Annotated in this window: 24 protein-coding genes; 14 read left to right on the top strand and 10 right to left on the bottom strand. The window is 68.5% G+C overall.

Annotated features, from left to right (window positions below):
• Nucleotides 1–37: 37 nt before the first annotated feature.
• From SACGLDRAFT_RS20925 to SACGLDRAFT_RS20910, 4 genes are all read left to right on the top strand, one after another.
• Nucleotides 38–1,891 carry a dynamin family protein gene (locus SACGLDRAFT_RS20925; RefSeq protein ID WP_005467035.1) on the top strand — a complete coding sequence of 618 codons (1,854 nt, stop codon included), beginning with the start codon at nucleotides 38–40 and terminating at the stop codon, nucleotides 1,889–1,891.
• A 123-nt stretch (nucleotides 1,892–2,014) separates the two neighbouring features.
• Nucleotides 2,015–2,704 carry a DUF6802 family protein gene (locus SACGLDRAFT_RS20920; protein ID WP_005467034.1) on the top strand — a complete coding sequence of 230 codons (690 nt, stop codon included), beginning with the start codon at nucleotides 2,015–2,017 and terminating at the stop codon, nucleotides 2,702–2,704.
• Between the two features lie 333 nt (nucleotides 2,705–3,037).
• Entirely contained in the window at nucleotides 3,038–4,873 is a 1,836-nt protein-coding gene (locus tag SACGLDRAFT_RS20915) for a phosphoenolpyruvate carboxykinase (GTP) (protein WP_005467033.1), read from the top strand.
• An 86-nt stretch (nucleotides 4,874–4,959) separates the two neighbouring features.
• On the top strand, nucleotides 4,960–5,838 hold the full coding sequence (locus SACGLDRAFT_RS20910) for an LLM class F420-dependent oxidoreductase (RefSeq protein WP_040920244.1): 879 nt from the start codon (nucleotides 4,960–4,962) through the stop codon (nucleotides 5,836–5,838).
• A gap of 12 nt (nucleotides 5,839–5,850) precedes the next feature.
• Here the strand turns inward: SACGLDRAFT_RS20910 and SACGLDRAFT_RS20905 are convergent, their stop codons facing one another.
• Nucleotides 5,851–7,152 carry an Nramp family divalent metal transporter gene (locus SACGLDRAFT_RS20905; protein WP_005467031.1) on the bottom strand — a complete coding sequence of 434 codons (1,302 nt, stop codon included), beginning with the start codon at nucleotides 7,150–7,152 and terminating at the stop codon, nucleotides 5,851–5,853.
• A 68-nt stretch (nucleotides 7,153–7,220) separates the two neighbouring features.
• Nucleotides 7,221–8,114 carry a septum formation family protein gene (locus SACGLDRAFT_RS20900; RefSeq protein ID WP_005467028.1) on the bottom strand — a complete coding sequence of 298 codons (894 nt, stop codon included), beginning with the start codon at nucleotides 8,112–8,114 and terminating at the stop codon, nucleotides 7,221–7,223.
• A 386-nt stretch (nucleotides 8,115–8,500) separates the two neighbouring features.
• Here SACGLDRAFT_RS20900 and SACGLDRAFT_RS20895 point away from each other — a divergent pair, with 386 nt between their 5' ends.
• Entirely contained in the window at nucleotides 8,501–9,571 is a 1,071-nt protein-coding gene (locus tag SACGLDRAFT_RS20895) for a glycerophosphodiester phosphodiesterase (protein ID WP_005467027.1), read from the top strand.
• A 70-nt stretch (nucleotides 9,572–9,641) separates the two neighbouring features.
• A complete protein-coding gene (locus SACGLDRAFT_RS20890; protein ID WP_005467026.1) occupies nucleotides 9,642–10,358 on the top strand; it encodes a DoxX family membrane protein in 717 nt (238 codons plus the stop codon).
• Between the two features lie 5 nt (nucleotides 10,359–10,363).
• Here the strand turns inward: SACGLDRAFT_RS20890 and SACGLDRAFT_RS20885 are convergent, their stop codons facing one another.
• The 3 genes from SACGLDRAFT_RS20885 to SACGLDRAFT_RS20875 form a co-directional block, all read right to left on the bottom strand.
• The gene (locus SACGLDRAFT_RS20885; RefSeq protein ID WP_005467025.1) at nucleotides 10,364–11,176 is read right to left on the bottom strand and encodes an ABC transporter permease; all 813 of its coding nucleotides are present in this window, start codon (nucleotides 11,174–11,176) and stop codon (nucleotides 10,364–10,366) included.
• A complete protein-coding gene (locus SACGLDRAFT_RS20880; protein WP_005467024.1) occupies nucleotides 11,173–12,141 on the bottom strand; it encodes a daunorubicin resistance protein DrrA family ABC transporter ATP-binding protein in 969 nt (322 codons plus the stop codon). Before SACGLDRAFT_RS20880 ends, SACGLDRAFT_RS20885 begins: the two co-directional genes overlap by 4 nt.
• A 121-nt stretch (nucleotides 12,142–12,262) precedes the next feature.
• A complete protein-coding gene (locus SACGLDRAFT_RS20875; RefSeq protein ID WP_005467022.1) occupies nucleotides 12,263–13,621 on the bottom strand; it encodes an acetyl-CoA C-acetyltransferase in 1,359 nt (452 codons plus the stop codon).
• Nucleotides 13,622–13,724: 103 nt separating this feature from the next.
• On the opposite strand from SACGLDRAFT_RS20875, the gene SACGLDRAFT_RS20870 reads away from it, so the two are divergent.
• Nucleotides 13,725–15,068 (top strand): 3-oxoacyl-ACP reductase, encoded by a 1,344-nt coding sequence (locus tag SACGLDRAFT_RS20870; RefSeq protein WP_005467020.1) that lies wholly within the window; start codon nucleotides 13,725–13,727, stop codon nucleotides 15,066–15,068.
• Nucleotides 15,069–15,071: 3 nt separating this feature from the next.
• On the top strand, nucleotides 15,072–15,932 hold the full coding sequence (locus tag SACGLDRAFT_RS20865; RefSeq protein ID WP_005467019.1) for a MaoC/PaaZ C-terminal domain-containing protein: 861 nt from the start codon (nucleotides 15,072–15,074) through the stop codon (nucleotides 15,930–15,932).
• Between the two features lie 39 nt (nucleotides 15,933–15,971).
• Here SACGLDRAFT_RS20865 and SACGLDRAFT_RS20860 read toward each other — a convergent pair whose 3' ends face one another.
• On the bottom strand, nucleotides 15,972–16,637 hold the full coding sequence (locus SACGLDRAFT_RS20860; RefSeq protein WP_005467018.1) for a TetR/AcrR family transcriptional regulator: 666 nt from the start codon (nucleotides 16,635–16,637) through the stop codon (nucleotides 15,972–15,974).
• Nucleotides 16,638–16,704: 67 nt separating this feature from the next.
• Complete coding sequence (locus SACGLDRAFT_RS20855) at nucleotides 16,705–17,184, bottom strand: FxsA family protein (RefSeq protein ID WP_005467017.1); 480 nt, start codon at nucleotides 17,182–17,184, stop codon at nucleotides 16,705–16,707.
• 58 nt (nucleotides 17,185–17,242) lie between these two features.
• Here SACGLDRAFT_RS20855 and SACGLDRAFT_RS20850 point away from each other — a divergent pair, with 58 nt between their 5' ends.
• Nucleotides 17,243–17,641, top strand: coding sequence for an NUDIX hydrolase (locus SACGLDRAFT_RS20850; protein ID WP_005467016.1), 399 nt, complete (start codon nucleotides 17,243–17,245; stop codon nucleotides 17,639–17,641).
• Nucleotides 17,642–17,674: 33 nt separating this feature from the next.
• Nucleotides 17,675–17,812, top strand: a complete 138-nt coding sequence (locus tag SACGLDRAFT_RS22415) for a hypothetical protein (RefSeq protein WP_157608862.1) — start codon at nucleotides 17,675–17,677, stop codon at nucleotides 17,810–17,812.
• On the opposite strand, the gene SACGLDRAFT_RS20845 is transcribed toward SACGLDRAFT_RS22415, so the two are convergent.
• Genes SACGLDRAFT_RS20845 through pdhA form a run of 3 tightly spaced genes read right to left on the bottom strand, consistent with a single transcriptional unit; the run spans nucleotide 17,802 to nucleotide 21,436 of the window.
• On the bottom strand, nucleotides 17,802–19,175 hold the full coding sequence (locus tag SACGLDRAFT_RS20845; protein WP_005467015.1) for a dihydrolipoamide acetyltransferase family protein: 1,374 nt from the start codon (nucleotides 19,173–19,175) through the stop codon (nucleotides 17,802–17,804). The two genes, SACGLDRAFT_RS22415 and SACGLDRAFT_RS20845, sit on opposite strands and share 11 nt — an antisense overlap.
• A 9-nt stretch (nucleotides 19,176–19,184) precedes the next feature.
• Nucleotides 19,185–20,225 carry an alpha-ketoacid dehydrogenase subunit beta gene (locus tag SACGLDRAFT_RS20840; protein ID WP_005467014.1) on the bottom strand — a complete coding sequence of 347 codons (1,041 nt, stop codon included), beginning with the start codon at nucleotides 20,223–20,225 and terminating at the stop codon, nucleotides 19,185–19,187.
• Nucleotides 20,225–21,436, bottom strand: coding sequence for a pyruvate dehydrogenase (acetyl-transferring) E1 component subunit alpha (gene pdhA, locus SACGLDRAFT_RS20835; protein ID WP_005467013.1), 1,212 nt, complete (start codon nucleotides 21,434–21,436; stop codon nucleotides 20,225–20,227). Before pdhA ends, SACGLDRAFT_RS20840 begins: the two co-directional genes overlap by 1 nt.
• Nucleotides 21,437–21,806: 370 nt before the next feature.
• Between pdhA and SACGLDRAFT_RS20830 the strand changes: the two genes are divergently transcribed.
• The 4 genes from SACGLDRAFT_RS20830 (at nucleotide 21,807) to SACGLDRAFT_RS20815 (ending at nucleotide 25,827) form a co-directional block, all read left to right on the top strand.
• On the top strand, nucleotides 21,807–23,234 hold the full coding sequence (locus SACGLDRAFT_RS20830) for a M20/M25/M40 family metallo-hydrolase (protein WP_005467012.1): 1,428 nt from the start codon (nucleotides 21,807–21,809) through the stop codon (nucleotides 23,232–23,234).
• Between the two features lie 107 nt (nucleotides 23,235–23,341).
• A complete protein-coding gene (locus SACGLDRAFT_RS20825) occupies nucleotides 23,342–24,160 on the top strand; it encodes a transporter substrate-binding domain-containing protein (protein WP_005467011.1) in 819 nt (272 codons plus the stop codon).
• Between the two features lie 102 nt (nucleotides 24,161–24,262).
• Nucleotides 24,263–25,072 (top strand): amino acid ABC transporter permease, encoded by an 810-nt coding sequence (locus SACGLDRAFT_RS20820; RefSeq protein ID WP_005467010.1) that lies wholly within the window; start codon nucleotides 24,263–24,265, stop codon nucleotides 25,070–25,072.
• A complete protein-coding gene (locus tag SACGLDRAFT_RS20815; protein WP_005467009.1) occupies nucleotides 25,072–25,827 on the top strand; it encodes an amino acid ABC transporter ATP-binding protein in 756 nt (251 codons plus the stop codon). Before SACGLDRAFT_RS20820 ends, SACGLDRAFT_RS20815 begins: the two co-directional genes overlap by 1 nt.
• Nucleotides 25,828–25,882: the final 55 nt, after the last annotated feature.

Genomic DNA, 25,882 nt, shown 5'->3' with positions numbered 1-25,882 from the left:
CACGGGCCGGGGCGGTGCCACGATAAGGTCTCGGCTCGTGAGCACGGCACCCTCGATCGGCAAACCGAGCCTGCCGGCGCAGGTGAAGAAGGCACGCGAGTCTCTGCTCGCGCTGTTACGAGACCTCGACCCCCGGGCGGCCAAGTGGGTCGAGGACCAGCGCGGCGCGAGAACGGAGAAGCCGTCGGTCGTGGTGGTCGGCGAGACCAACCGGGGCAAGAGCTCGTTGGTCAACGCCCTGTTGGCGCAGCCGGGGCTGTCGCCGGTGGAGGCCGAGGTCGCCACGGCCACCTACCTGGTGTTCGAACATGCCGCCGAATGGCGGGCGAAGGCGTGCTATCCGGGACAGCTGGCGCCGGTCGAGTTCGGACTCGACGAACTCCCCCGCTGGGTGTGCGCGCGCCACGAGCTGCCGGAAGGGCAGCTTCCGCCCCGCTACGTCGAGGTGAGCGGCCCGGTTCCGCTGCTGGAGCGCATCAGCGTGGTGGACACGCCGGGTGTCGGCGGGCTCGACTCCGCCCACGGCGAACTCGCCATGGAGGCGGCGGCGGGAGCCACCGCGTTGCTGTTCGTGGTCGACGCCTCGGCTCCGTTCACGTCGCCGGAGCTGAACTTCCTGTCGACGATGGCCGAACGCGTCGAGACCGTGGTCTTCGCGTTGTCGAAGACCGACCAGTTCCGGGGCTGGCGACAGATCCTCGACGCCGACCGGAAGCTGCTCGCCGAGCACGCGCCGAGGTTCGCGGAGTCGCCGTTCCACCCGGTGTCGGCACGGATGTTCGAGATGGCGGCCAAGGCGCCGAACGAGCAGGCCGCGGCCATGTTGCGGGAGAAGTCGGGGATCGCCGAGTTGCAGACCGCGTTGCAGGAGCTGCTGGTGGGGCGGTCGGCCATGCTGGGCGAGGCGAACACGCTGCGGGCGCTGGCGAGTGCGCTGGGCGAGCAGCAGGCGAAGTTGGCCGCGCGGGAGCGGGCGCTGACCTCCGGTGAGTCGGAGGCCACCAAGCTGCGCGAGCGCCGCGACCAACTCGTCTCCGAACGACGCTCCTCCACGAAGGGGTGGCAGCTTCGGATGCGTGGCGAGGTGCAGCGCGCTCGCGTGGACCTGGGCCACGAGGTCAGCAGGCAGATGCGGGAGGCGCAGGCACACTTCCGGCAGCGCATCGACGCGGCGAACCGCGAGGAACTGGCCGCGCTTCCCCAACAGGTCGACGCCTCGTTGCAGGCGATGTCGCAACAGGTGTCGGGACTGCTCGCGCAGCGGGTCAACCAGGTCGCCGAGGCCGTGTTGGCCGATCTGTTCTCGCCCGAGGAACTCGCCGTGATCCGGGGCCAGCTCGCGCGTGGGACGGGGCCTTCGGTGACGCTCCGGCCGCCGGACAAGCGACCGCCCACGGCCGAGGACAAGCTGCTCGTGTTCATGGGGGTGTCCGGGGGTGCGGGCGCGGCCAAGCTGGTCGCGGCTCCCTTCCTCAGCGCGGCTCTGTTCACCCCCGTGGTGCTCCCGGCCACGATCGCCATCGGGCTGGGCGCGGGATGGTGGATGGCGCGCACCCGCCGCCACGCCGCGGACAAGCAGCACGCCAAGCAGTGGCTCATCGAGTCGATCGCGGAGGCTCGCTCGACGCTCGACCAACTCGTCGCCGAGCAGCTCATCGAGGCCGAACAGCAACTCGCTCTCGCGCTGGACGACGCGCTGAGCAGGCGGATCGAGGCCATCGAGGCCGAGCTGAAGGAACTCGACGCCACGATCAAGCTGGACGAGAAGGAGCGGGCGCGGAAGCTGGCCCAGGTGTCGCGCCGGGCCAAGGAGGTCCGGGAGGGCATCCAGCAGGCCGAGGGTTTCCTCCGCCGTATCAGGGCGTTGCGTGATCGACCGCGGCAGAGCTGAGCGGGGCAGGGAGCTGCCACGGAAACGCCACGCCCTTGGTTCGGGAACCGAATGTGCCTACGGTGAGTCTTAACAAGCGAACAGCGAGAAAGCCGTGCCCTGACCGGAGGGGGAGTAACGCCAGTGTGGGCTGACGATGGTACTGGGGCCGGGGCCGCGGGCCCCGAGGAGACGTCCGACGACCTGCTGATCACCGTTGGGGGCGAGGAGTACTCGGCGGAGATCAACTTAGACATCGACGGGGACGGTGTCGCCGACACCGCCGTCATCGAGCACGAGGACGGCTCGGCGCAGGCGTTCATCGACGAAGACGGCGACGGCGACGCCGACGGGTACCTCGCGGTGGACGCGCAAGGGGACGTCGTGGCCGCCGCCGAGTACGACGAGTCGACCGGCGAGTGGGTCGACATCTCGGGAGGCGTCTCCGTCGGGGACGACAGTGCCGAGACACAGACCGGCATGGGCGGCGTGATCACGGCGGATCTGGGCGATGAGGATCTGGAGGTGGGGCCCGCCACGGTGGACACCGACCACGACGGCGTGAACGACACCGCAGTGGTCACCACCGACGACGGCACCACGCTGGCGTTCACCGACGTGGACGGCGACGGCGAGGCCGACGTCGCGACGGAGATCGACAGTCAGGGCAACGCGGTGACCTACGAGCACTCCGGGGACGGAGAGTGGGTCGAAGTCGACAGCGCCAGCCCGACCGGTGCGACGAGCACCGACAGCGAGTGGGCCGTCTCCCAGCCGTTGGAGGGCGTGGCTCGCATCGACGCGACCACGGGGCAGTGGATCAGCCAGAACTGATTCCACTCCAAAAGCGGCGAATAAGGAGATTCCGGAAGGCTCGACGCGATACGCGTCGAGCCTTTTTCCGTTTTACCGAGCTTCCGGAACATCTTTCACACTTGCGCGATTCAGCGGAAACTGAATCGATCACCTTATCGTTCCTGTGAGAGAACCGACTCTTCCGGAGCACTGTTCTTCCGTGTCAGACCGCTACTCTCGGGGCATCCCAATGCCAGCACACCGCTCGTCGGTGCGCTTTGAGCCAATTCGGTCGCCGGCAACGGAGCCCGCATCCGGACGCGCGAGCTGCGTTCGGAGTGTGGGCTTTTGTCGTCGAAGACAGGAGTAGAGATGACTGCAGTAGCCATCCCCGGTCTTGAGAAGGCACCAACGACACACAGCGGCGTGCTCTCCTGGGTGCGGGAGGTCGCCGAACTCACCACGCCCGATCGGGTCGTGTGGGTGGACGGCTCCGACGAAGAGGCCGAGCGCATCAACGCCGAGCTCGTCAAGGCCGGAACCTTCGTGCCGTTGAAGGCCAAGCCCAACTCGTACTGGGCGGCTTCCGACCCCAGCGACGTCGCGCGCGTCGAGGAGCGGACGTTCATCTGCTCCGAACGTGAGGCCGACGCCGGGCCCACCAACAACTGGGTGGACCCGAACGAGATGAAGGCGACCATGACCGAGCTCTACCGGGGCTGCATGCGTGGTCGCACGATGTACGTCATCCCGTTCTGCATGGGTCCGCTCGACGCCGACGATCCGAAGCTCGGCATCGAGATCACCGACTTCGCCTACGTGGTGGCCTCGATGCGGATCATGACGCGGATGGGCAAGGCAGCGCTGGACAAGTTCATCGCCCCCGACGGCACCGAGCGTGAGTTCGTGCCCGCGTTGCACTCGGTGGGCAAGCCGTTGGAGCCGGGCGAGAAGGACGTGCCCTGGCCCTGCAACGAGACGAAGTACATCAGCCACTTCCCCGAAACCCGCACGATCTGGAGCTACGGCTCCGGCTACGGCGGCAACTCGCTGCTCGGCAAGAAGTGCTACTCGCTGCGCATCGCCTCGGTGATGGCCCGCGACGAGGGCTGGCTGGCCGAGCACATGCTGATCCTCAAGCTGATCTCCCCGGAGAACAAGGCGTACTACATCGCGGCGGCGTTCCCCAGCGCCTGCGGCAAGACCAACCTGGCGATGCTCCAACCCACCATCCCCGGCTGGCGTGCCGAGACGCTCGGTGACGACATCGCGTGGATGCGGTTCGGCGAGGACGGCAGGCTCTACGCCATCAACCCCGAGTTCGGGTTCTTCGGCGTCGCTCCGGGGACCGACAACCACACCAACCCGAACGCCATGAAGACCATCGAGCAGGGCAACACGGTGTTCACCAACGTGGCCCTGACCGACGACGGCGACGTGTGGTGGGAGGGGATGTCCTCCAAGCCCGAGCACCTGACCTCGTGGAAGGGCAAGGACTGGACGCCCGCCGACGGCGAGGCCGGTGAGCCCGCCGCGCACCCGAACTCGCGCTACTGCACGCCGATGTCGCAGTGCCCGATCCTCGCTCCGGAGTGGAACGACCCGAAGGGCGTGCCGATCTCGGCGATCCTGTTCGGTGGTCGTCGTGCGACTACGGTGCCGCTGGTGAACGAGGCCCGCGACTGGCAGCACGGCGTGTTCCTGGGTGCCACGATGTCGTCGGAGAAGACGGCCGCGGCGGCGGGCAAGGTCGGCGAGGTGCGGCGCGACCCGATGGCCATGCTGCCGTTCCTCGGCTACCACGTCGGTGACTACTTCCGGCACTGGCTGGAGATCGACAAGCACGCCGAGAACGCGCAGCTTCCCAAGATCTTCTACGTCAACTGGTTCCGTCGCGGTGACGACCGCCGGTTCCTGTGGCCGGGCTTCTCCGAGAACTCGCGTGTGCTGAAGTGGGTCATCGAGCGGATCGAGGGCAAGGCCTCGGCCGTCGAGACCCCGGTGGGCTTCGTGCCGAAGGCCACCGATCTCGACCTCGACGGGTTGGACCAGCCGCTGGAGGACATCCAGGCCGCGCTGGAGGTCGACCCCGAGGAGTGGCGACAGGAGATCCCGCTCATTGAGGAGTGGTTCGACAAGATCGGTCGGGACAGGATCCCGTCCGCTCTGCTCGACGAGCTGGAAACGCTGAAGCAGCGACTCGGCTGAAGTCGCGTGAGGACGATCCGGGAGGCCACCGTTCGCTGATCGCGAAGGTGGCCTCCCGGCCGTTTCCGGTCCTCTACTGTGCTCGTGTGGCAGACAACGAGCAGGCCCCGTTCCGTTTCGGAGTGAACCTGCTGGGGTTCACCTCGCACGAGGAGCTGACCGCCAAGGTCCGTGAGGCCGAGCGACTCGGTTACGACGTCGTGTGCATTCCCGACCACCTGGGCTTTCCCGCGCCCTTCCCCTCGCTGGTCGCCGCCGCGCGGGCCACCAGCCGGGTGCGCCTCGGCACCTTCGTCCTCAACACGGCCTTCTACAACCCCGTGCTGTTGGCCCGTGACGTCGCGAGCACCGACCGGCTCGTTGACGGCAGGCTGGACCTGGGGCTCGGCACCGGCTACGTCGAGTCGGAGTTCGACAGGGCGGGAATCCCGTTCCCGACTCCGGGCAAAAGGATCGACCACCTCAAGCACACCATCGCCGAGCTTCGCCGGGCCTTCGACGAGTTGGAGCCCGCTCCCGCACAGCGCCCCACGCCGCCGCTGTTACTGGGCGGACACGGGGACCGCATGTTGCGGCTCGCCGCGCGAGAAGCCGACATCGTCGGGTTCACCGGCCACTCCTACACGCCTTCCGGATTGGTCGTCGCGAACGCCGAGGAGATGGACGAGCGAGTCGCGTTCGTGCGCAAGGAGGCGGGCGACCGGGCCGACGAGCTGGAGTTCAACCTGCTCGTGCAGCGGGTCGTGGTGACCGACGACCGGGCGGCGGCGTTGGAGAAGCTCTCCCGTGAGTTCTTCGACATCCCGGCCGACACGCTCGGGCAGGTGCCGTACCTGCTGGTGGGCACGCTCGACGAGATCGCCGAACAGGTGCGTGCCCACCGCGCGAGGTACGGAATCACCTACTTCACCGTGCTGGACAACGCCATGACCGACTTCGCCGCCGTGTTCGACCGGCTGCGCTGACCGGCGGACCGCTCAGTCGAACAACCCGACGAGCTCGTTCACGGCCAGGTAGGCGAACAGGGCGAGGCACACGGCCAGCAGGGTGTTCGACACCCACCGGGACCTGCCCTCCGGTGCCACGCGCTTGGAATTCAGCAGTACCAGCAGAGTGCCGGCGAGGAACGGCATGAACAACGCGCCGAGGGCCCCGTAGGCCACGGTCAACTGGAACGGTCGATCGAAGAACAGCAACGCCATCGGCGGGAAGGTCAACCACACCAGGTAGCCGCGGAACACGGGGCTACGCTCGCCGGCCTTGCGCTCGTAGTCGTCGAGGTCGGCCTCGGCTTCCCCCTTGACGTAACGGGGCAGCCGCCACGTGCGCCACCAGTCGGCGAACAGCAGGCTCACGCCGTTCCACACCCCGATCAGTGAGGTGAACGAAACGGAGAAGAAGCCGATGAGGAAGGGAATGCGGGCCCACTGCCCGTAGTCCTCGGCGAGCGCGTCCCCCAGCACGAGCAGCCCTTCGTCACCGGACACGACGTCCTGGTGGAGCAGCAGCTCCGAGCCGACGACGAGCATGGCGACCACGAACACGCCGGTGGTGATGTAGCCGACCGTGTTGTCGAGGCGCATCATCGACAGCCAACGCGGTGAGTGCCATCCCTTGGCGATGGTCCAGTAGCCGTACGCGGCCATCGTGATGGTGCCACCGACACCGCCGATCAGGCCGAGGACGTACACCAGGGAGCCGTCGGGCAGGGAGGGCACCAGGCCCTTGCTCGCGTCGAACAGGTTCGGTGCCACGAGCACCGCCGTGCCCACAACCGTCACGAACATGACGCCCACGAGCACCGTCATGATCTTCTCGATGACGGCGTAACGCCCGAACCACACGAGTACGAAGCCGAGCACCCCGCAGATCATCGCCCAGTACCGCACCGACAGTCCCGGCATGAGGGCGTTCAGCGGTAGCCCCGAGGCCGACATCGCCGTGGCCCCGTAGACGAAACCCCAGACGACGGCGTAGGCGCCGAAGTAGACGAGCACCCACCTACCCAGGGTGCGCCAGCCCGCCAGCAGTGTCTGTCCGGAGGCGAGGTGCCAGCGACCGACGGCCTCCCCGAGCGCGAGTTTGAAGACGGTGCCCAGGATGACCGCCCACAGCAGTGTGTAGCCGTAGCGGGAGCCCGCCACCATCGTGGCCACCAGGTCCCCCGCGCCGACTCCGGTCGCGGCCGCCATGATGCCCGGTCCAATGTGGCGCAGGCGTTCCCGCCAGTTCAGGGGTACGTGGTCGGCCACCTCGTCGGGACGCGTGTCATTCGACATGCGAGCACGCTAAACCGGCGACTGGCCCCCGGAAAAGCCCGCATGCGCGATCTTGTTCTGCTTGTGTCCTATCTGGGCAGTGGGCTGTTTCCGATGGCCCGCAGCGACGTGGTGACGGGGGTCTCGGTCTCCAGGTAGCAGGTCAGGTTGTTGAACCCCAGGCGCCACGCGGATTCGTCGGGCCAGCGCCATGCCAGCTTCACGTCGCCGCGTCGTGCGCCGAGGTAGTCGATCACGGCGCCCTCGCACGCGTCCTTCGCGGCGGCCTCGAACTCCTTCTCGTCGGGCAGCGGCTCGGTGTGTTCGCCCATCGGCACCAGGGCCACGGCCTCGCCGCGATGCGGTCGATCGCAGGTCGTCAGCGTGGGGGGCTTCTCCGACGGCGCGGTGAGCGAGCAGAAGCGGTAGGCGTGCACGCCGTCGCCGCGCAGTGCGTTGCGGATGGAGCCGGTCCGCCGCTTGGCCACGTCGGTCTTGTCGAGTTCGACGACGCCGCAGCGGTACCAGCGCTCGCCACGGGCCCAGGCTTCCTTGCCCGCCCACACCAACCAGGCGGAGAGGGTGGTGAGGTCGTAGTCGTCGCTGCCGAGGTAGTCGGCCGCCTCCTTGCGACAGGAGGGAAACACGGCGGCGAAGACCTCGTCGCGTTCGGGGGGCTCCTCAGCCATCGCGCCGCCGAACGTGCCCGCCGCGGTGATCTCCACGGTGTGGGGCTTGTCGCAGTCGACGGGAGCGGGTTCGTCACCGTCGATGCATTGGCCCGGAGCCGCCACGGAGGTCTCGTCCGGAGCCTTCTCCTCGGGAGGGGAGGAGGGTCGGCTGGTGGTGGCCGGGCCGGTGTTGCCCGTCACGGCGTGTGTGGTGGGTGCCGCCGCCGTGCCCTCGACCTCGGTGACGCACGCCGTCACCGTCACGGCGACCAGCAGCGTGGCCCCTGCTAGCGCTAACCCCTGTCTGGACATCGAGAAGACCCTACCGAGCGAAGCGTGAGAACACTCAATGTTGGCACCACTTCCCGGTGGGTGGCTCGGGGGCGGTGCATGGTTCGCGAGAGGTTCGGACCGACAAGGCCCTCCGGCTTGCGGGAGAGATTGGAAACCCCGTGATGCTGCCAGGTCGGGGGTCCGCCAGCATCACGGGGTCATCGGTTCTATCGGCACCACATTCGGCGGTGTTACATCCAAACCCAGATGTAGTGTGGATCACACCAATGGATGGTATTGAACGGTACAAACCACGCGTCATCCCCCTTTCGGGGGCAGGGTCGTGGCGAAATCCTCGGGTGTTCGGGTGAGATTCGGTTCCCCGTCACCTCGCCGTGCCACGGTGCTCGGGGGAGGTGACGCACATGACGCGACGTGGACTCGCCGTTCTCGTGGCCGCCCTGGTGGCCGTACTCGCGAGCGGTCTCGCCGTACCGGCGGCCGCCCACCCGCGCCGGGGTGGGCCGCACCAATTCGACATCCAGGCACACCGAGGTGGGCTCGGGCTCACCGTGGAGGGGACGCTCGCCGCGTTCTCCCGCGCGATGGAACTCGGGGTGACCACCGTGGAACTCGACATCCAGATCACCCGCGACGGGCGGGAGGTCGTCACCCACGACCGGAAGATCAGCGCGGCGAAGTGCCGGGACACGCGACCGGCGTGGCCGGGTGACCCGCAGTACCCCTACGTGGGGTCGTACGTCAAGGACCTCACCTTCGCCCAGGTGCGCACGCTCGACTGCGGTTCACGGCGGCTGCCGGACCACCCCGACCAGGAACTCTCGCCCGGAGCTCGGATGCCGACCCTGGCCGAGGTGTTCGCCCTCGCGCGCCGTCACCGGGCGTACGGGATCAAGTTCAACATCGAGACCAAGGTGGAGGCGGCCGCTCCCCACGAGACCGCGCCGCGGGAATGGTTCGTCGATCGGGTGATTCGCGAGGTCGCCCGGTCGGGTTTCGCCCGGAACGTGACGATTCAAAGCTTCGACTGGGGCGCGCTGATGCAGGTGAGGCGTAAGGCGCCGTGGTTGCCCGTGGTGGCCCTGACCCAGCCGGAGTTCCTCCGGGTCGGGCAACCGGGAAGGTCACCGTGGCTCGGAGGCCTCGACATCGACGATTTCGACGGCAGCCCGGTGAAGGCGGCGGCGTCGTTCGGGGCGTCCGCGCTGTCCCCCGTGCACGGCGATCCCCAGGACGGCACCGTGGGCGACGACGACTACGTGCCGTTCACCACGAAGGAACTGGTCGCCGAGGCCCACGCGGCCGGGCTGAAGGTGATCCCGTGGACGGTGGACGACGAGGCCACCATGCACAAACTCATCGACGACGGGGTGGACGGGATCATCACCGACTACCCGGACCGGTTGCGGAAGGTGGCGGCGGAACGGGGCTTCCCACTGCCCAAGCAGTATCCCCTACGAGAGCGGCACGGATGAAGACGGGCAGGAGTGGGTAGCTCCCTGACGGTGAATTCTCGCAAGGTCCGGACTTCGACAGGGAGGTCGCATGATTCTCCGCCGGGTGGCACGCCCACTGCTCGCCTCGATCTTCATCATGGGCGGCATCAACACGTTGCGGAACAAGGAAGACCACGCCGAGATGGTCAAGCCGTTCCTCGACAAGGCCGCCGACAAGACCGTCAGGCGCAAGACCGGGGAGTCCACGGAATCCCTGCCGGGTGATCCGGTGACGATGGTCCAGGTGGACGCGATCGCGAAGATCGTCGGAGGCACCATGCTGTCGCTCGGCATCCTGCCTCGGGTCGCGGCGGCATTGCTGCTGGCCAGCCTGACGCCCACGACACTCGCCACTCACGCGTTCTGGGAGGAGAAGGACCCGGAGAAGCGGCAGCAGCAGCTCGTCGACTTCCTTAAGAACGCGGGACTCGCGGGTGGCCTGCTGCTGGCGGTCGCCGACACGGGCGGTAAGCCCTCGCTCGGGTGGCGGGCGCGGCACGCCGCCGAGGAAGCGAGCCACCACGTGCAGGGCGCGGCCGGAAAGGTGCAGCGCAGGGCCGGTATGGCCGCGGCGAGGACGAGCATGGTCGCCGACAAGGCCGCGACCAAGGCCGCCAAGGCGGGCAGCAAGGCGGGCGTGGTCGTGGGAGTCGCGAAAGGCAAAGGCAAGGCCGTGAAGGGCGTGGCCCTGCCCGTGAAGAAGGCGGCCAAGGCGGCGAAGAGCGGCAAGCACAAGCACGGCCGCATGCCGGCGATGACCCACTGACCGGGTCAGGTGGAGGAGACCCGGCTGTACCTCGCGGTGGCCAACGGCGCGAAGATCGCGACGATGGCGATGCAACTGAGGATCGCGTAGAGGGCGGCGTTCTCGGCGGGCCAGCCGGAGGCCTCCGGCCAGCCCGCGGGGCTGGTGTTGCCGAACAACTGCCGGGTGGCGTTGACGGCGGCGGTGAAGGGATTCCAGTCCGCGATGGTGCCCAGCACGCCGGGAAGGCTCTCCTGCGGAACGAACGCCGACGAGATGAACGTGAGGGGGAACATCCAGATCAGGCCCGCACTGTTGGCCACCTCGACGCTGCGGGCCACCAGCCCGATGTAGGCGCCGATCCACGACATGGCGAACGCGAACAGCAGGATCATGAGGTAGCCGAGCGCGGCGTCGAACAGCCCGCTTCGGATGCGCCAGCCGATGAGCAGCCCGCACACCGTCATGACGACGAGCACCACCACGCTGAGCACCTGGTCGGCGGTGGTGCGGCCCACCAGGACGGCGAGCCGTGACATGGGCAGCGAGCGGAACCGGTCGATGATGCCCTTCTGCAGGTCGTTGGCGAATCCGATGACGGTGTAGGACGAGTTGAACGCGACCGTCTGCGCGAAGATCCCGGCGATCAGGAACTCCCGGTATTCCGCACCGCCCCCACCGGGGCCACCGATGGCGTCGCCGAAGACGTAGGCGAACAGCAGCACGAACATGATCGGAAACGCGGTGGCCCCGAGCAGCCAGTCGGGGTTGCGCCGCACGTTCATCACGTTGCGCCAGGTGATGACCGCCGAGTCGGAGACGATCTTCGTGGTGTTCATGTGCCCTCCTCCTCGGTGGCGTGCCCGGTGAGGGACAGGAAGACGTCGTCCAGGGTGGGGCGTTGGAGTGCGACGTCACCGATGGCGACGCCCAGCGAGTCGAGCCGTCGCAGCGCCTCCACCAGGGAGGCGGCTCCGGTGTCGACGAACACCGACACGCTGCCCGCGTGCTCATCCACCACGGGTTCGCTCGTGCCGACCTCCTTCAACACGCGTACTGCCGATTCGAGGCCCTGGTGGTCGGCCACGACGAGTTCGAGACGTTCCCCGCCGATCTGTCCTTTGAGTTCGTCGGCGGTGCCGCGTGCGATCACCCTGCCCCGGTCGATGACCACGATGGAGTCGGCGAGGCGATCGGCCTCCTCCAGGTACTGCGTGGTGAGGAGCACCGTCGCGCCGGTGGCGACGAGCTGTTCGATGACCTCCCACATGCCGAGCCTGCCTCGGGGGTCGAGGCCGGTGGTGGGCTCGTCGAGCACCACGACGCTGGGCTCGGCCACGAGCGCGCCGGCGAGGTCGAGCCGCCTCCGCATGCCGCCCGAGTAGCCCTTGGCGGCTCGGTCGGCGTCGGCGGAGAGCTGAAAGCGGTCGAGCAGTTCGCGGGAGCGTTCCTTGGCCCGGTGCTTCGACAGCCCGTACAGCCTGCCGATCATGTAGAGGTTCTCGAACCCGGTGAGGTTCTCGTCGACGGCCGCGTACTGGCCGGACACCCCGATGGCCTGTCGCACGGCGTCCGGTTCGGTGAGCACGTCGTGGCCCGCGACCGTCGCCTCTCCCTCGTCGGGCCGAAGCAGGGTGGTCAGGATACGGACCACGGTGGTCTTGCCCGCACCGTTGGGGCCGAGCAGCCCGAGCACTTGCCCGGTGGGTATGTCGAGGTCGACGCCGTTCAACGCCCGTGTGGTGCCGTAGGTCTTCGTCAGGCCACGAGCGCGGACAGCGACGGTGCCGTCCGTGGGGGGCATACGGCCAGACTAGGAGCGACGGCCGACAGTCGCCGGTTTTGTGATCGGCGCGGGGGACGTGGTGGACGACGAGCGAGGGCCGCCCTCGTCGACCGGACGAGGACGGCCCTCACGTGGCGTGTCAGCGTTCCAGGATCGCGGTGATGCCCTGACCACCCGCGGCGCAGATGGAGATCAGGCCGCGGCCCGAGCCCTTCTCCGCCAGCAGCTTCGCGAGCGTGCCGACGATGCGGCCGCCGGTGGCCGCGAAGGGGTGCCCCGCCGCGAGCGAGGAGCCGTTGACGTTGAGTTTCGCGCGGTCGATGCTGCCGACCGGCTCGTCCCGGCCCAGGCGTTCCTTCGCGAACTGCGGGTCCTCCCAGGCCTTGAGCGTGGCGAGCACCTGTGAGGCGAACGCCTCGTGGATCTCGTAGAAGTCGAAGTCGGCCAGCGTGAGCCCGGCCTTGTCGAGCAGGCGTGGCACCGCGTACGCGGGGGCCATGAGCAGGCCCTCGTCGCCGTGTACGTAGTCCACGGCCGCGGTCTCCGCGAGCGTCAGGTACGCCAGCACCGGCAGGTTGCGCTCCTTGGCCCACTCCTCCGTGGCGAGCAGTACCACGGACGCGCCGTCGGACAGCGGCGTGGAGTTCCCGGCCGTCATCGTGCCGTCGGGGCCACCGAAGACGGGCTTCAGCTTGGCCAGCTTCTCCGGCGTCGAGTCGGGGCGGAGGTTCTGGTCACGGGTCAGCCCCAGGTACGGGGTGAGCAGGTCGTCGAAGAAACCGCGTTCGTACGCGGCGGCGAGGCGCCGGTGGCTCGTGGCCGTCAACTCGTCCTGCTCGGCGCGCGTGACGCCCCACGCCTTGGCGGTCAGCGCGGCGTGCTCTCCCATCGACAGCCCGGTGCGCGGCTCGGCGTTGCGGGGGATCTCCGGGACGATGTGTCCGGGGCGGATCTTGGCCAGGAGCTTGACCCGCTCGCCGACCGTCTTCGCGGCGTTGACCTTCACGAGCAGCCTGCGCAGCCGGTCGTTCACCGCCAGAGGAGCGTCACTCGTGGTGTCCACGCCACCCGCGATGGCGGAGTCGATCTGTCCCAGCGCGATCTTGTTGGCGACGTTCACGATGGCCTGAAGGCCCGTGCCGCACGCCATCTGCACGTCGGACGCGGGCGTGGTCGGGGAGAGCGCGCTGCCCAGCACCACCTCGCGGGCGAGGTTGAAGTCCCGCGAGTGCTTCAACACCGCTCCGGCGGAGAACTCGCCGATCCGCTCGTTCTGCAGGGAGAACCGGCTGACCAAGCCGTCGAGAGCGGCAGTGAGCATGTCCTGGTTTGAGGCGTCGGCGTAAGGGCCGTTCGACCGGGCGAACGGGATGCGGTTGGCGCCCACGATCGCGACCTTGCGGACCGTCGGAGCGTTCACCTCGGACTTCGCCGCGGGCACTGCCTTGTTCCGGCTCGATCGCGCCCGGCCACCGCCGGACTTCTGCGCTTGGCTCATGGCTCTCGCCTTCCCTGGTCAGCGTTCTCGGAACCCGTCGACAGTGTAACCTACTCGCCGGTAGGTTAGGCTGGCGCTGCACACTGGGCACGGGAGGCAACCGATGGCTGACAAGTACCAGCAGTTCACCAGGACACCCCTCGGCAAGTTCGCCACGTCGAAGCTGGGGCTGCCCAAACCGCCCGTGCTGCGGCGCTACCGACCCGGCCAGCCACCACTCGATGGTCCCGCACTTCTGGGCGCGGCGCCGGGTGGCAGGCTGGAGAAGACGCTCGCCGCCCAGCTCGACTCGGCGGGTATCGAGATCGTGCGTGCCCCGTCCGAGGGCACCCGCTACGGCGCGCTCGTGTTCGACGCCACCGGCATCACCGACCCGACACAGCTTCGCGAGCTGTACTCGTTCTTCCACCCGGTTATCCGCGACATTGGGCCGTCCGGTCGGGTGGTCGTCCTCGGCACTCCCCCCGAACTCGTGGAGGGGCGGGAACGCATCGCGCAGCGCGCGCTCGAAGGCTTCACCCGCACGGTGGGCAAGGAACTCAAGCGCGGCGCCACCTCCCAGCTCGTCTACGTCGCCGCCGGCGCGGAGGAGGCGTCGGAGTCGACCACGCGGTTCCTGCTCTCGGCGAAGTCGGCGTTCGTCGACGGCCAGGTGATCCGGGTCGGCACCGTGGGTACGAAGACCGCGCAGGCGCCGGCTGACTGGGCCAAGCCCCTCGACGGCAAGGTCGCGCTGGTCACGGGTGCGTCGCGAGGCATCGGCGCGGCCATCGCGGAGGTGCTGGCCCGCGACGGCGCCCACGTCGTGGCGCTCGACATCCCGGCGCAAGGCGGCGAACTGTCGGCCGTGGCCAACCGCGTGCACGGCTCGGCGCTGCAGCTCGACATCACGGCCGACGACGCCCCGCAGCGGCTCGCCGACCACCTCACCCAGCGGCACGGCGGGGTCGACATCGTCGTCCACAACGCGGGCATCACCCGCGACAAGACGCTGGCGAAGATGTCGGAGTCGGCCTGGGACGCGGTGATCACCGTGAACCTCGCCGCCCAGCTCGCCGTCAACGACAAGCTGCTCGCCGACGGCGTGCTCAGGGAGGGCGGCCGGATCATCGGCGTGTCCTCCATCGCGGGCATCGCGGGCAACGTGGGGCAGTCGAACTACGCCACCAGCAAGGCCGGTGTCATCGGCATGGTCAACGAGGCGGCCCCGCGCATGGCCGAACGCGGCGGCACGATCAACGCCGTGGCGCCGGGCTTCATCGAGACCCAGATGACCGCCAAGGTGCCGCTCATGATCCGGGAGTTCGGTCGCCGCCTGTCCAGCCTCGCGCAAGGCGGTCTGCCCGTGGACGTCGCCGAGACCATCGCCTGGTACGCCAACCCCGCGTCGGCCGCCGTCAACGGCAACGTCGTCCGCGTGTGCGGCCAGGGCTTCCTGGGGGCATGACACATGACGGTGAAGGAACTGACCAGCTCGCCCAGCCTCGCGACGCTGTACCCGAAGGCGGTGCTCGGGGGACTGCGCAAGGCCGCGGGTGACACGCTCCCGGACACCGAGTACGTGCGGGGAGGCGTCACCGTCGACCCGGCGCACCTCGCCGCCTACAACCGCGTGTGCGGGTTCCGGCTCACCGACGACCTGCCCGCCACGTATCCGCACGTCCTCGCCTTCCCGCTCCAGATGGCGTTGATGACGCAGCCGGACTTCCCGTTCCCGCTGCTCGGCATGGTGCACATCGCCAACCGCATCACCCAGCACCGGCCGGTGCGCCTCGACGAGAAGTTCACGTTGCGGGTGCGGGCCGAGAACCTGCGGCCGCACGACAAGGGCACGCAGTTCGACGTGATCAGCGAGCTCGCGCCGGAACTCGACGCCACGGGTACTCCGGTGTGGACGGACGTGAGCACATACCTGCACCGGGGCCCCGGCTCGGGCGGCTCGTCGGCGAAGAAGACGGAACTCGCGCCGCCGGCGCCGAGCGCCGTGTGGCCGGTTCCGGGGAACATCGGTCGGCGTTACGCCGAGGTCTCGGGCGACCGCAACCCCATCCACCTGCACAAACTGACCGCGCGAGCCTTCGGGTTCCGGTCGGCCATCGCGCACGGCATGTGGACGAAGGCCCGGTGCCTCGCCGCGTTCGAGGGCAGGTTGCCGGACGCCTACACCGTCGACGTGCGGTTCCAACTGCCGGTGTTCCTGCCCGCGAAGGTGGCGTTCACGACGTGGCGCACGGGTGAGAACGGCTGGTCGTTCGAACTGTGGCACGCCCGCAAGCCGAAACCGCACCTGCGGGGCACGATCACCGCGTGACCCGAGCTCCGACCTCGTGCGGCAAGCCCCGCCGGGCGGTCACTCCGGCTGCTCGGTGGGGCGCCACACGTCGCCCTCCACCAGGTCGTTGAAGCCCAGCCACGTGAGGTTCATCAGCCACGACGCCAGCACCCCGGCGGGCACGTCGGAGTGATCGAGCCACCAGTCCGCCAGCGACTCGGCCGCTCCGACCAGCGCGGCGGCCATGCCTTCCCCGGAGAACTCCGCCTGCGAGGCGAGTCCCCGTTCCGTGCCCGCCGACACCACGAGATCCCTGACCAGTCGGATGGCGCGGCTGCGCAGGGCCACGACCTCCTCGGCGAACGGGCCGCCCGCGGTGAGGGCGTGGCGGTGCAACACGAGCCACGACTCCCGGTAGTCGGCCACGAAGCCGTAGAACGAACGCAGACCGTGCCAGAGCTGCATGTCCGGGGGTACGTCGACCCGAATGCCCTCGCGTACGGCGGTGAGTATCCGGTTCGCCTCCCTGCGTACGCAGTGGCCGAACAGCTCCTCCTTCGCACCGAGGTAGCTGTAGATCATCGGCTTGGACACGCCCGCGACGTCCGAGATCTCGTCCATCGACGCGAGGTGGTAGCCGTACTGGGAGAACACCTTCACGGCGGCGTCGAGAATCTGCTTCTCTCGGACCGCACGGGGAAGCCGCTTAGCCCGCTCGGGCGAGCGCTGCACGTCCTGCGCCACCAGCACCTCCTGTCGTCCGGCCAAACCTACCCGAGCGGGACGTCGGCCGGGGCGATCCGGGGTGCGATCACTCCGATTCGATGACGGGGCGCTGGGGAGGCTCGCGCCGGTCGTCGTGGGAGGTGTCGACGACCTCGCTGTCCACGACGATCACGCGCCCGCTCCGGGAGAAGCTCCCGAACCCGTGGGGGGTCATCGGGCCCCGCCGTTCCAACCGCCTCAGCCACAGGCGGCGTGCGACGGCTCGGGTGGGCGGAAGCAGCAACAACAGACCCGCGACGTCGCTCACGAAACCGGGAACGAAGATCAGCAGGCCACCGAGGCCGATCAACATGCCGTCGGTGACCTCCCCCAACGGGGACCGGCCCGCGCGCGCCGTGTCCAACACCGCGCGCATGGCCTTGCCGCCCTCCCGCCTGGCGAGCCAGGAGCCGACGAGGGCGCCGGCGACCAGCAGGCCCAGCGTGGCGAGGAAACCGATGAGCGACGCGACGGCCCAGATCGCGGCGATCTCGGCGATCACCCAGAGCAGGAATATGGCGGCCATGTCCCGTTCAACGTGTGGGACGGACGATTTGCTCCCGATCCGGCTCTAGCCTTTTCGCATGCGCAACATCGACAAGGTGGCGTGGGTCAGGGTCGAGGACGGTCGGGTCCTCGCCGCCCGCTCCCGAGGCAAGGACACCTTCTACCTGCCCGGTGGCAAGCGGGAGCCGGGGGAGTCCGACATCGACACGCTCGTCCGCGAGGTCACGGAGGAGCTCTCCGTCACCGTCGTGCGTGGCACGGAGTCCCTGGTGGGGACCTTCGAGGCGCCCGCGCACGGTCGGGACCCCGACGTCGTGGTGCGCATGACGTGCTACACCGCCGACTACGAGGGCACGCTCGCGCCGAACAGCGAGATCGAGGAGCTGCGCTGGCTCGGCCACGCCGACCGCTCCCTCGTGTCGGCCGTGAGCCGTTCGGTGCTCGACCACCTGGCGGCGAAGTCCCTGATCGACTGAACGGTCACCCACGAGTCGTTACTCTCACGGTGCGTGGAGCTGGCTCGGTCCGGCGCCGCTCACCCGACCGTGAAGCTGGTGGGCACGGTGTTCCCCGACGAACTCGTCATCGGGTCCCGGCCCGCCGGGGCCGATGCCCCGGCGAGCCGGAACGACGCCGTCAGTACGTGATCGCCATGGCCGGGTCGGCCAGGAGCGCTCCCACGTCGGCGAGGAACTGCGAGCCCTGCTGTCCGTCGATCACGCGGTGGTCGAAGCTCAGCGAAAGCTGCATGACCTTGCGCACCGCGAGCTCACCGTCCACCACCCACGGCATGTCCCTGATCGCTCCGAGCGCCAGGATGGCCGACTCGCCGGGGTTGATGATCGGGGTTCCGGTGTCGACCCCGAACACGCCGACGTTGGTGATGGTGAACGTGCCGTTCAGCATGTCCTCCGGCGGCGTCTTGCCCTCTCGGGCCGTGGTGGTCAGCTCACCGATGTCACGCGCGAGCTCCACCAGCGACTTGGCGTCGGCGTCGCGGACCTTGGGCACCACGAGACCGCGCGGAGTGGCCGCCGCGATACCGAGGTGCACGTAGTCCTTGTAGACGATCTCGCCGGCGTCCTCGTCCCACACCGCGTTGACGTCCGGAGTGCGCTTGACCGCCAGGCACACGGCCTTGGCCGCGAAGGCCAGCGGGGTCAACTTGACGTCGGCGAACTCGGGAGTACGCCGGAGCTTGTCGCGCAGCTCCATCATCGGGGTCACGTCGACGGTGAGGAACTCCGTGACGTGCGGCGCGGTGTAGGCGCTGTGCACCATCGCCTGGGCGGTGGCCTTGCGGACCCCACGGATGGGGACGCGCCGCTCGCGGGTGGCGGGGTCGTACGACGACCCGGTCGGAGCCGTCGCGGTGGGTTCGGTGGTGGCGCCCTCCGCGGCACGGAGCACGTCCTCGCGGGTGATGACACCGCCGGAGGCCGAGCCCGTCACCGTGCGCAGGTCGACCCCGAGGTCTTTCGCGAACTTGCGTACCGGCGGTTTCGCCAGCGGCACGTACGCGGACGGTGCCGGGCTCGACATGTCGTCGGGAGCCTGCCTCGGCTTGACCATCTGGACCGAGGTCGGTTTCGTACCGGTGGCCGTCGGTTGCGGTGCTCCTCCGGGCCGCTTGCGTGGCCTGCGCTTGCTGGACGTCGCCTTCGACCCGTATCCGACGAGCGGCTTCATCTCCTCGTCCGCCGCCTCGCTCGGTGCGGCGGAGGAGGGGGACGACCCGTTCGTCGACGGGCTCGCCGTGCCGTGCGGGTCGACGTCCACCGTCAGGATGGGCGTGCCCACCTCCACGGTCTGGCCCGGCTCCACCAGGAGTTCCGTGACCACTCCGGCCCACGGGATCGGCAGTTCGACGGCGGCCTTCGCCGTCTCGATCTCCACGACGATCTGGTTGACGGTCACCTCGTCGCCGGGCTTGACCTTCCACTCGACGATCTCGGCCTCGGTCAGTCCTTCGGCGGTGTCGGCGAGAGGAAACTGCTTGTACTCGGGCATGTCTCCCCCTCACCACTCCAGAGCGCGGTCGACGGCGTGGAGCACTCGGTCGAGGTCCGGCAGGAAGTGCTCCTCCAACTTGGACGGCGGGTACGGCGTGTCGAAGCCGGTCACCCGCAGCACGGGTGCCTCCAGCGAGTAGAAGCACTCCTGCTGCACACGAGCGGCGATCTCGGAGGTCAGCGACGCCTCCGAGGACGCCTCGCTGACGGCGATCAGACGCCCGGTGCGGCGCACCGACTCGAACACCGGCTCCAGGTCCAGCGGCGACAGCGTGCGCAGGTCGATGACCTCAAGCTCGGTGCCCTCCTCCGCGGCCGCGTCGGCCGCGGCGAGACACACCTGCACCGAGGGGCCGTACGCCACCAGCGTGGCCGCTGTGCCCTGCCGCAGGACGCGCGACGCGAACAGCGGGTCGGGAGTGGCCGACGGGTCCACCGGCGCCTTGAGCGCGCCCGAGTGGTAGAGCTTCTTCGGCTCGAAAAACAGCACCGGGTCGTCGCACTGGATGGCCTGCTGGATCATCCAGTAGGCGTCGACCGGGTTGGAGCACGACACGACCTTCAGGCCGGGGATGTGCGCGAACAGCGACTCCGGAGACTCGGAGTGGTGCTCCACCGCGCCGATGCCGCCACCGAACGGCACCCGGATCACCACGGGCACCTTGATGGCGCCCTGGGTGCGGTAGTGCAGTTTCGCGAGCTGGCTGGAGATCTGGTCGAAGGCGGGGAAGATGAACCCCTCGAACTGGATCTCGCACACCGGCCGGAACCCGCGGACGGCGAGCCCGACCGCGGTGCCGACGATGCCCGACTCCGCCAGCGGCGTGTCGAGCACACGGTGTTCGCCGAAGTCCTTCCGGAGACCGTCGGTGATGCGGAAGACACCGCCGAGCTTGCCGACGTCCTCGCCCATCACGATGACCTTCTCGTCGGCTTCCATCGCGGCCCGAAGACCCGCGTTGAGGGCCTTGCCGATGGTGAGGTTCTGCACGTTCGTGGCCGCCTGGGTGGTCGGGGTCGCGGGCTTGGCGTTCACGGGCGCCGCCATCAACGCTCACCTCCATCGACGAAGCCGGAGAGATAGGAGAGGTATTCCTCGCGCTGGGCCTCCAGCAACGGTGACGGTTCCGCGTAGACGGCGGAGAAGACCCGCTCGGGCGGCGGGTCGGGCATGTTGAAGCAGTAGTCGCGGAGTTCGGCGGCGAACCGGTCGGCCTCGGCCTGTACTTCCTCGAAGAACGCCGCGTCGGCGCCTCCGGTGCGGGACAGGTGCACCCGCACGCGCTCGATCGGGTCCTTGAGCTTCCACGCCTCCAGTTCGTCCGACAGCCGGTAGCGGGTCGGGTCGTCGGTGGTGGTGTGGGCGTCCATCCGGTAGGTGAACGCCTCGATGAGCACCGGTCCGTTGCCCCTGCGGCATTCGTCTAGCGCCCAGCGGGTGACCGCCAGACAGGCGAGCACGTCGTTGCCGTCGACCCGGATGCCGGGGAAGCCGTAGCCGCGAGCCCGCTGGTAGAGCGGCAGGCGCGACTGACGTTCGGTGGGTTCGGAGATGGCCCACTGGTTGTTCTGGCAGAAGAACACCAGCGGCGCGTCGTACACGGCGGCCCACACGAAGCCCTCGTGGACGTCGCCCTGGCTGGTGGCGCCGTCACCGAAGTAGACGATGGTGGCCTCGGCGTCGGGGTCGTCGCCGACCTTGCCCTCGAACTTCTGCCCCATCGCGTAGCCGGCGGCGTTCAGCACCTGGTTGCCGATCACGATGGTGTACGGGTGGAACCGGTGCTTGCGGAAGTCCCAGCTGCTGTGGTCGGTGCAGCGGAAGATGCCGAGCAGCTCCTTGAAATCGACCCCGCGGGTGTAGGCGACGCCGTGTTCGCGATAGCTGGGAAACGCCATGTCCTGCGGCTTCAGGGCTCGCCCCGAGCCGACCTGGGCGGCCTCCTGGCCGAGCAACGGGACCCAGATGCCGAGCTGGCCCTGCCGCTGCATGGCGTTGGACTCGCGGTCGGCTCGCCGGACGATGACCATGTCGCGGTAGAGACCGCGCAGCGCCTCGGCGTCGATGTCGGCGATGTAGGGATCGAACTGCTCCGACGACAGGCGTTCGCCTTCGGGAGTGAGGAGCTGGGTGAGTTCAGCTCCGCCTTCGCTGGTCGCTCGCAAACCCGCTATCACCTGTTCCGGGGACGGTCGTGCCGCTGTCGCGGCTGATCCGGCGCCGGACTGCGGGCGCGTCCACTGTTCTGGGGACGACATCGCATCTCCTTGGTGTCGTGTCGCACAGCCGCTTGTGGCGGCCCGCGACGCGCCGCCGGCCACCGGATGCGCAACTGGGTCCGCAGCGCCCTGGTGTCCGTCGGCGGTGACGGTTCACGCGCTCATCCTGGCATGGAAACCGGCGTTTTGGAGAGTCTTGACAGCCGATTTGTTCCCTCCAATCCGTTGTTGAGCTGCGTAAACGCTTGGAAGACAAACCGTGCGACCGCCGAAAGTCGTACCCACGAGCAACGAGCGGACCAGTGCCGTCGCCGTCTTCCCTGTGAAAATCGGCACCGGCGTTTCGAGCCGGTTGTCGTAACTCGGTGGGCGACTGTGACTCCTGTCACCGTGCGGGGTGGGTGGCACGATGGGGCGCGTGGAACTGGAAAGCGTGAAGAACTCGGTCCGGCGGACGTGGGCGGACGACATCCTGCCCAGCCTGTCGACACTCGTCTCGATCCCGGCACTCTCGCCCGTCTTCGACCCCCGGTGGGCCGAGACCGGCCACCTCGATGCCGCGGTGGAGCACGTCAAGGGATGGCTCGCCGAACGCGACCTGCCCGGCGCTTCGATCGACGTGGTGCGGCTGCCCGGCCGTAGCCCCGTGCTGCTGCTCGACGTGCCCGCCACCGAGGGCGCCGAGGACAAGGGCACGGTCCTCATGTACGGGCACCTGGACAAGCAGCCTCCTGTCGGGGGCTGGTCCGACGGTCTCGGGCCGTGGACACCCGTGGTGCGGGACGGGCGGCTCTACGGTCGGGGCGCGGCGGACGACGGCTACGCCGGGTACGCGGCCACCGCCGCCCTGACGGCCGTGCGCGAGGCGGGCGGTTCTCACGCACGGATCGTCGTGTTGCTGGAGACCGGCGAGGAGTCCGGAAGCCCCGACCTGCCCGCCTACCTCGACCATCTCTCCGAGCGACTCGGGCGGGTGACGCTCGTGGTCTGCCTCGACTCCGGGGGCAACGACTACGAGCGGCTGTGGCTGACCACGAGCTTGCGTGGGCTGGCGCAGGTGCACGTCACCGTGCGGGTCCTCGAAACGGCCCAGCACTCGGGTATGGCCAGCGGCATCGTGCCCAGCTCCTTCCGCGTGCTGCGCACCCTGCTCGACCGGTTGGAGGATTCCGAGACCGGCGCCGTCAAGCTCGCCGAGTGCAACGTCGAGATCCCGGCCAATCGCGTCGCCGAGGCCAGGGCCACCGTCGAGGCCGCTCCGGGCTCGATCATTGGTTCGATGCCTCTGCACGGTGCCACCCGGCCGGTGGTCGAGGACGAGCTGGAGCTGGTGCTCAACAACAGTTGGCGGCCCACGCTGTCGGTCATCGGGGCGTCGGGGATGCCCGACCCGGCCGAGGCGGGCAACGTGCTGCGCACGGCCACCACGCTCGCGCTGAGCTTCCGGCTTCCGCCGACGGCCGACTCGAAGGCCGCGCTCGACGCGATCACGAAGGCGCTGACCTCGGACGTTCCGTACGGCGCTACCGTAGAGCTGTCGGGCATGGAGGCCGCGGACGGCTGGAACGCGCCCGAGCTGGCACCGTGGCTCGCCGAGGCGTTGGCGAAGGCCAGTGACGAGATCTTCGGCAAACCGTGGGGCACGGTCGGGCTCGGCGGGTCGATCCCGTTCATGGGGTTGCTCGGCGAGAAGTACCCGGAGGCCCAGTTCGTGGTCACCGGAGCGCTCGGTCCCGACTCGAACGCCCACGTGCCCGACGAGTGGCTGCACCTCGACTATGCGCAGCGCGTCACCGAGACGATCGCCACGGTGATCGATGCGCACGCGCGAAGCTGAGTGACGGCTTGTGCAACGAGGCTGTAACGAAGCTGATGCTGCGCATTAGCGCATCCAGGTGGCAGGATGCTTGAACTGGCCGGTATGGGACTACGAGGAGTGACATCGTGGCGCGTCGACTCACCAGGGCGCTGACCCTGCTGCCCGCCCTCGCTCTCGCCGCCACCGCGGCGAGCTGTGCCGAGGAAGTCAACACGGGTGGAGACACCGAGGCCGGTGGTGAGATCAGCCTGATCAAAGAGGGCACGTTGACGACGTGCACGCACCTGCCCTACAAGCCGTTCCAGTTCACCGAGGGCGGCAAGACGGTGGGCTTCGATGTCGACCTCGTGGACCTGGTCGCCGAGGAGCTCGGTGTCAAGCAGGAGATCTTCGACACCTCCTTCGAGAGCATCGAGTCCGGTGCCGCGCTGGACACCGGTCAGTGCGACCTCGCCGCGGCGGCCATCACCATCAACGAGAAGCGCCAGCGGGTCATGGACTTCTCGGAGGGCTACTACGACGCCAACCAGGCGTTGCTGGTGAAGAAGGGCTCCGGCATCTCCGACCTCTCCGACCTCAAGGGGAAGGTGCTCGGGGTGCAGCTCGGCACGACCGGTGAGGCGTACGCCGAGGAGCACAAGGAGGAGTTCGGCTACACCACCCGCCAGTTCGAGGACCTGGCGCTGTTGGAGACCGCGGTGAAGACGGGCCAGATCGCCGCGGGCATCAACGACAACTCCGTGCTCTACGACTTCGTCAAGGACAACTCCGACGTGGAGGTCACCACCGAGTTCGAGACGGGCGAGAAGTACGGCATCGCCGTCCGCAAGGGCAACGGTGCGCTGGTCGCCAAGATCAACGAGGTGCTGGACGCCGCGAAGCAGGACGGCCGCTACGACGAGATCTACGAGAAGTGGTTCGGTAAGAAGCCGGAGAGCAAGTAAGGGAACGAACCACTTCGAGAGCACAGGGCGCCGGTGAGGGCCTGAGGGGAATGGGTTACCGTTTCAGGCCCTCACCGCGCTTCGAACGAGGAGTTTTTCGTCATGGCGATGTCGCGGCGTAAACGCGCACGGTTGGTCCGCGGTGTCCAGTACGCCGTCCTCGTCCTGATCGTGGTCCTGCTGGGATTCCTGGCGGACTGGGAGACGGTCAAGAACGCCTTCTTCAACGTCGACGCGGCGGCTACCCAGTTCCCCGAGATCTTCACCGACGCGCTGCTCAACACCGTCGTGTACACGGCGTTGGGCTTCGCCCTGGGCCTCGGCATCGGCATGGTGCTCGCGTTGATGAAGTTGTCGTCGGTCGGTCCGTACCGCTGGCTGGCGACGTTGTACATCGAGTTCTTCCGCGGCATCCCGGCGCTGCTGGTCTTCATCGCGCTCGGCTACGGGGTCCCGCTCGCGTTCGGGATCCGGTTCGACATCTACTCCACCGCGGCCATCGCGTTGGGGCTGGTCGGGTCCGCCTACATCGCCGAGACCCTCCGTGCGGGCATCCAGGCCGTGCCGCACGGTCAGATCGAGGCGGCGCGCTCGTTGGGGATGTCGCAGGCGAGGACCACGGTCACGGTGGTCATTCCGCAGGCCTTCCGGATCATCCTGCCGCCGCTGACCAACGAGCTGATCCTGCTGACCAAGGACTCGTCGCTGATCTACCTGCTGGGGCTCGCGCGTGACGAGTACGAGCTGGCGAAGTTCGGCAGGGAGGGCTTGAACGCCACCGGGTCGCTGACCCCGATCCTGCTCGCGGGTCTGTGTTACCTCATCATCACGGTGCCGCTGGGATACCTGTCGCGTTACCTGGAGCGCCGCAGTGGCCGTAAGGAGGAGCAAGGGTTGAAGGTGACGGCCTGATGAGTGACGTGATCGTCGAGGTCTCGGACCTGCACAAGTCCTTCGGCCGTCTCGAGGTGCTCAAGGGCATCGACCTGGAGGTGCGGCGCGGCGAGGTCGTCTGCATCATCGGCCCGTCCGGTTCGGGCAAGTCGACCCTGTTGCGGTGCGTGAACCTGCTGGAGGAGCCCAACTCGGGCAAGGTCGTGGTGAACGGGTTCGAGCTGACCGACCCCGACTGCGACATCGACCGGGCTCGCCGCACCGTCGGCATGGTCTTCCAGAACTTCAACCTGTTCGGTCATCTGTCCGTTCTGGACAACCTGACCGTGGCGCAGCGCAAGGTCCTGAAGCGCGACAAGGCCGAGGCCGAGCGCATCGCGATGGAGAACCTCACCAAGGTGGGGCTCGCTGAGAAGGCCGGCTCGATGCCCGCGCAGCTCTCCGGTGGTCAGCAACAGCGCGTGGCCATCGCGCGGGCGTTGTCGATGAACCCGGCGGTGATGCTGTTCGACGAGCCGACGTCGGCGCTCGACCCGGAACTCGTGGGCGACGTGCTCAAGGTGATGCGGCAGCTCGCCGACGAGGGCATGACCATGCTCGTCGTCACCCACGAGATGCAGTTCGCCCGTGAGGTCGCCGACACGGTGTTGTTCATGGACGGCGGTGTGGTCGTCGAGCAGGGTCCGCCGCGGCAGGTGATCGGTAACCCGCAGCAGGAACGGACCCAGACGTTCCTGGCCCGTGTGCTCAACCCCGTCCACGCCGACGAGTAGTCCCCCGTTTTCCGTACACGCGCCGCACGGAACTGAACACGCACGGCCTTCGTCT

The organism is Saccharomonospora glauca K62, assembly GCF_000243395.2.
In the GTDB taxonomy this organism is placed as follows: Bacteria; Actinomycetota; Actinomycetes; order Mycobacteriales; family Pseudonocardiaceae; genus Saccharomonospora; species Saccharomonospora glauca.
This window is presented reverse-complemented; position numbering and strand designations above follow the sequence as displayed.